The sequence below is a fragment of the Nocardia flavorosea genome, from assembly GCF_015477805.1.
In the GTDB taxonomy this organism is placed as follows: Bacteria; Actinomycetota; Actinomycetes; order Mycobacteriales; family Mycobacteriaceae; genus Nocardia; species Nocardia flavorosea_A.
In genome coordinates, this window is the sequence record NZ_JADLQL010000023.1 from 1 (window position 1) to 279 (window position 279).

Consider the following 279-nt stretch of genomic DNA (forward strand, 5'->3'; position numbering starts at 1 on the left):
GCAGTGCGGCGGGGGAGGAGAGGAATGCTTTCGCCAGGGTCCAGGGGAAAAGGGACTTCGCTTCACCGGAATACGGGGAGGAGCCGTTGCCCGGATGCAGCCATACCTGGGCGAGTTCGCGGGCGACGGCGTCCTCGGCGGCCGAGGGCTCGACCAAACGGTGCACGGGCTCGGCGCGTTCGGCCCAGTCACTGCCGACCTCCGCGGCGACCTCATCGTGATGGCGGTGCCGGCGGATCAACAGGGCGGACACGTCCTCCTTGCTGAACGAGCCATCGG

At 68.8% G+C, this 279-nt stretch carries 1 pseudogene; it reads right to left on the reverse strand.

The window, feature by feature from the left end:
- Positions 1–279: pseudogene (locus IU448_RS28615) on the reverse strand (hypothetical protein); the annotation flags it as partial.